Raw genomic sequence first — 243 nt, 5'->3', positions numbered from 1 at the left:
TCGCCGCGGCCGCGGCGACGCCGCCCCGCGACCTGGATCCGCGCCGCGACGAGATCGCCACGGTGCTCACCCGCGGACTCGGCGGCCTGACCGAATACCTCACCGGCTACGTGCCGGCGCTGCTGCTCGCGGTCGTGTCCACCCCGATCGTGCTCGTCGCCATCGCGACCCAGGACCTCACCTCCGCGATCGTCGTCGCCGTGACCCTGCCGCTCATCCCGGTGTTCATGATCCTCATCGGCC

Annotated in this window: 1 pseudogene; it reads left to right on the top strand. The window is 72.4% G+C overall.

The window, feature by feature from the left end:
• Window positions 1–243 (top strand): annotated as a pseudogene (locus I0Q12_RS33185) (thiol reductant ABC exporter subunit CydD); the annotation flags it as partial.

Source organism: Rhodococcus sp. CX, assembly GCF_015865005.1.
Classification (GTDB): Bacteria; Actinomycetota; Actinomycetes; order Mycobacteriales; family Mycobacteriaceae; genus Rhodococcus.
This window is presented reverse-complemented; position numbering and strand designations above follow the sequence as displayed.